The sequence below is a fragment of the Acinetobacter sp. UBA3025 genome, assembly GCF_002367915.1.
GTDB lineage: Bacteria > Pseudomonadota > Gammaproteobacteria > Pseudomonadales > Moraxellaceae > Acinetobacter.
On the sequence record NZ_DFDO01000254.1, the window covers coordinates 1 to 4,930 of the forward strand.

Below are 4,930 nucleotides of genomic sequence, written 5' to 3' on the forward strand. Positions count from 1 at the left end.
TGCAATTTCTACTTTGACTTTGACATCATTGGCTGCGGCATTGTGTTCCAGTATTTTCGGCAAGTCTTTTAAAATACCTTGACGGACATCTTCACTATTAGAACGAATCGTACCAACCATATTCACCTGATTAGGAATTACGTTTCCTGTGGTACCCCCCTGAATACTTCCAATACTGACCACGCCCATGCCTTTGGTTAAATCAGCTTTACGACTTACCAGACTTTGTAAATTATTAATCATCTGTGCAGAAGCATAGATGGGATCACGACCTGCCCAAGGCATTGAACCATGTACCTGATGGCCATCTACCTGAATACGTAAATGATCCGCGCTATTGAGAATCGCACCATCTTTATAGAAAATATTGCCGCTTGGCATACCAGCCATCACATGCATTCCAAAAATGACTTCAGGCTGGGGATTCTTGAGTGCACCATCGGCAAGCATTTTACGTGAGCCGATCTGATCGCCCTGGCTAAAGTTATCAATATCTGCACCGCCTTCTTCAGCAGGTTGGAATACAAATACCACGGTTCCGGCAATCTTATCTTTATTGGCAGCGAGCACTTTGGCGGCACCTAGTAGCATTGCAGTATGCGCATCATGACCGCAGGCATGCATCACATAAGTTTCCTTACCTTGATAAATGCCTTTCTGCTTGCTGGCAAAAGGTACGGCTGCCGTTTCCTGAATCGGCAAGGCATCCATATCTGCACGTAATGCCATGACTGGGCCAGGTTTTGAACCTTTTAGAACGCCGATCACACCTGTTTTGGCATAACCTTTACGTACTTCAATGCCATAGGACTTTAATTCTTTTTGTATTAATTCCGAGGTTTTAAATTCCATATTGCCCAGTTCAGGATATTGGTGAATATGCTGGCGCAGTTTGATGGTATGCGCTTCGGCTGCTTTAACTGAATCATCTACCCAATCTGCTAAAGCTAGTTGACTACAGAATAGAAGAGGGAGACAAAGTGAAAGCGTCTTATGCATGTTCATATCAGGGAGAACCTTAAAAATCAGAATAGAGTTAAAGTGATGCCTGAGCATTACATAATGCACTACATTTGACCAAAACCCTCTGAGTATGGGTTTCATACCTTTTTGGTATATTCATTTTTAGTACTTGCTGATAAAGGGAATTTTACAGAGGTAGATATTGTAAAATTATGTAATTATAAAAATCTAATGGTCTATTTTATTTAAAAAATTCAAACTAATAGGGAATTATTGAAGGGAATTTATATCTGATTTAAAAAACTCTCATTATGTAAGTTTCAACTATTTCTCTAAGTTAAATACTATTTTGGCATTAAAGTTGCTTTGATTATTTCATAATTATTATTGATAGAATTTTAAAAGAAATAGCCTAAGTATTTGTTTGAAGGGCAATAATTATATAGCTAAATAAACTACTTAATAATAAAGATTTGAGTTTGTGCTTTTGGAGCTAATTGATTGCAGTAGTCAATTAGCTCTTTTTCTTTATGATAAAAAATGGCTAAGCCAAAAGAATTTTATCTTTACTTTGGCTCAGGCGGCGTCATGCCAAATTGTAAATAAGCCATATTGGTCGCAATACGACCGCGCGCAGTACGCATCACATAACCTTGCTGAATCAGATAAGGCTCAATCACATCTTCCAGAGTACCTGAATCTTCTGCTATTGCTGCTGCCAAAGCTTCTACACCCGCCGGGCCACCATCAAAGCGTTCCAATAACATCGACAGGTAACGACGGTCTAAAGTATCTAAGCCATCTTTATCCACGTTCAACATATCTAATGCACGTTGAGCCATTTCCTGAGTGACTTCACCTGTGCCTTTGACTTGAGCATAGTCACGTACACGACGTAATAAACGGTTGGCAATACGCGGTGTACCACGTGAACGACGTGCAATTTCTTTCGCACCATCTTCGGTCATTGGCACATCCATCAGACTCGCAGAACGTTTTACGATATGAGTGAGGTCATCAACCGAATAAAATTCCAGACGCTGCACAATCCCGAAACGGTCACGAAGCGGAGAGGTGAGTAGACCAGCACGTGTGGTTGCAGCAACCAAGGTAAATGGTGGTAAGTCCAATTTAATCGAACGGGCAGCAGGACCTTCACCAATCATGATATCCAGCTGGTAGTCTTCCATTGCTGGATAAAGGATTTCTTCAATCACAGGTGACAGGCGGTGAATCTCGTCAATAAACAGAACATCACCTTCCTCAAGATTGGTCAGCATTGCCGCCAGATCGCCCGCACGTTCTAATACTGGACCTGAAGTCGATTTGAGATTGCCACCCATTTCACGGGCAATAATATTCGCTAACGTCGTTTTACCCAGACCCGGAGGTCCAAAGATTAGGGTATGATCGAGAGCTTCAGCACGGCCACGAGCAGCGCCAATAAAAATTTCCATCTGCTCACGCACCACGGGCTGACCGATATAGTCATCGAGGGAGGTCGGGCGGATGGCACGATCAAAATGATCTTCGGGTTTTTCAGAACCACTGATGAGACGGTCTTGCATATCTATTAACTTAATCTCTTTATCGAAGCTGTTTGATGCTGCAGAAACAGCCTCAAATAATGATTTGTGTTTAACTGCCATTGTGTAGGCGTTGTCTTACTTTTGAAAGATCAAAAGTAACAAAAATCTTTTGTTGAGTTGAAGGTACTTCCTGTACCTCAACTCAACCGGCGACATCCATGTCGCCAAAGCTCGAGCAAATTTTGGATTGAAAATTTGCTCATAGGTAAATTGCTTATTTATTCATCGACTTTAATGCAGCACGGATGATGTCACTGGCTTCGGTAAACTCACCTTTGGCTGCATTCACCAGTTTTTGCGCTTCAGCCGGTTTATAACCGAGAGACTGTAATGCAGCTTCAGCTTCAGCTACAGCTGAATTGCCCATAAACTGAATTTGTGGAGCTGTCGAATTGCTTGGAGCAGTGCTCGCAGACATGGCTTTAAAGCGATCGCGCAGTTCAATCATCAAACGTTCAGCCGTTTTCTTGCCGACACCTGGGACTTTAACCAAGGTATTCACATTTTCATTTTCAACAGTATGGATCAGCATCTCCACACTTAAAGTTGAAAGAATGCCAAGTGCCATTTTCGGGCCAACGCCGTTCACTTTTAATAAAGTGCGGAAAATGGTTTTTTCCTGAGCATTTAAAAAACCATACAGTAATTGTGCATCTTCACGTACAGCCAGATGTGTCCATAGGGTAATTTTCTGGCCTTTTTGCAACTGGCAAAAAGTGGTGAGTGGTGTATCAATTTCATAACCCACACCATTCACATTTAATAATACAGTCGGTGCTTCCAGCGCCAGCACTTCACCAGTCAGACATCCAATCATCTTTTATCATTACTCAATTCAGTTTTGCAGCATAGTAGTCAGCATTCTCAGGAAAGGCAAAATCTCCTTCTGCAAAACAGGTGATTTTGCTGCAATAAGCATCTAATCCAGCAAGATGTTTTATAACAATCCGGCTTTATTACCCTGCAATTCCTGTGACAGGTTATAAGCCTGATGATCCGAGAATTTCGATATAATATCCAGCACCTGCATGATATTGTCATAATGGCTGTCTTTAAAATTCGCTCCTGAACGTTGCAGAATCGACATTAACCGCTGTTCCTTAAAGCTTAGGTTTTTATGCGGTGTGGTCAGCGGGATAAAGGCATCCAGAATATTTTGCAGACTTTGATGGGCAATGATTTCTAAGCCTGCTTTTTGTGGATGTTCAAAAATCTTGTCACGTGCCAGTTCTTTGGCACGATTAATACCACTTTCAATATCCGATGAACAGTACTGCAATAAAGTGCCTTGTAACTGGCCAGACAGAATCTGGTCATGATGGCGTGCAAAAGCAGTCGTCACTTCATTCACCAGACGTTTCATCACACGGCCACGCAGGGCAGCAATTTTCTGTTGCCAGGTCGTGTCAGGCATACCAATCTCGGAAGGCGTGCCATAATCTCCGAGCAGATTTAAAAATACCGGTTCCACTTCAGCATAGTTGAGCATGTTCAAGCTGATGCCATCTTCTAGATCAATGAGGGCATAACAAATATCATCAGCTGCTTCGAGTAAGTAAGTCAGTGGATGACGACAATATCGATACTCGCCGAGCTGGATCAATCCAAGCTCTTCCGCAATTTGCTTTAAAATCTCTTTTTCTGCCTGATAGCAGCCAAATTTGGCACGGCTACTGGCAGGTAAATATACTTGTGATGCCATGGTTTTTGACAGCCACGGATATTTTAAATAAGCACCCAAAGTGGCATAGGTCAGGCGCATGCCGCCATCATTTGGATGATAGTCAATCTTGGTTAGAAGCCGCAGGCCTTGGGCATTGCCTTCAAACTGACGTACATCTGCTTCCTGTTCAGGACTTAAATCTTTTAAGAAGTCAGTATGTGATACATCATCAAACCATTCGCGGATCGCATATTCACCGGCATGGCCAAAAGGCGGGTTGCCAATATCATGGGCCAGACAAGCGGCTTGAATGATGGCGCCCACATCCGCTGGAGACACCCAGGGTGGAAGCTGGTCTTTAATTTTCTCTGCGGCCAACATCCCTAGCGAGCGGCCAATACATGAGACTTCCAGTGAATGCGTCAGGCGCGTATGAATACCATCGTGCTGGGTTAAAGGATGCACCTGGGTTTTACGGTTGAGCTGCCGGAAGCTCTGGGAAAAAATAATACGGTCATAATCTTTGTGGAACGGGCTACGGGCCAGTTCTGTACTCTGCTTTTTACTACCAATCCGAACTGTCGAAAGCAGTTCCAACCAACGCATTTGAGTCATTTATCATTATTCAGATCTCTTTTTTGGCATGATGCAGAAAGTAGAGAACTGAATAATGATAAATGACTCAAATGCGTTGGTTGGAACTGCTTTCGACAGT

General features: G+C 42.8%; 4 protein-coding genes. All 4 read right to left on the minus strand.

Annotated features, from left to right (window positions below):
* A partial coding sequence (locus B4J23_RS10755; RefSeq protein WP_414631574.1) for an amidohydrolase occupies nt 1-1,005 on the minus strand: 1,005 nt, incomplete at its 3' end.
* Nucleotides 1,006-1,529: 524 nt separating this feature from the next.
* Nucleotides 1,530-2,531 (minus strand): Holliday junction branch migration DNA helicase RuvB, encoded by a 1,002-nt coding sequence (ruvB, locus tag B4J23_RS10760; RefSeq protein ID WP_291360565.1) that lies wholly within the window; start codon nt 2,529-2,531, stop codon nt 1,530-1,532.
* A gap of 235 nt (nt 2,532-2,766) precedes the next feature.
* Nucleotides 2,767-3,369, minus strand: a complete 603-nt coding sequence (gene ruvA / locus B4J23_RS10765) for a Holliday junction branch migration protein RuvA (RefSeq protein ID WP_291360567.1) — start codon at nt 3,367-3,369, stop codon at nt 2,767-2,769.
* 120 nt (nt 3,370-3,489) lie between these two features.
* On the minus strand, nt 3,490-4,830 hold the full coding sequence (locus tag B4J23_RS10770; protein ID WP_291360569.1) for a deoxyguanosinetriphosphate triphosphohydrolase: 1,341 nt from the start codon (nt 4,828-4,830) through the stop codon (nt 3,490-3,492).
* Between the last annotated feature and the right edge of the window lie 100 nt (nt 4,831-4,930).

What these genes read in the sequence shown, in the direction of transcription:
- ruvB (WP_291360565.1), bottom strand. Translation starts at nt 2,531, where the DNA reads ATGCAAGACCGTCTCATCAGTGGTTCTGAAAAACCCGAAGATCATTTT.
- ruvA (WP_291360567.1), bottom strand. Translation starts at nt 3,369, where the DNA reads ATGATTGGATGTCTGACTGGTGAAGTGCTGGCGCTGGAAGCACCGACT.
- B4J23_RS10770 (WP_291360569.1), bottom strand. Translation starts at nt 4,830, where the DNA reads ATGACTCAAATGCGTTGGTTGGAACTGCTTTCGACAGTTCGGATTGGT.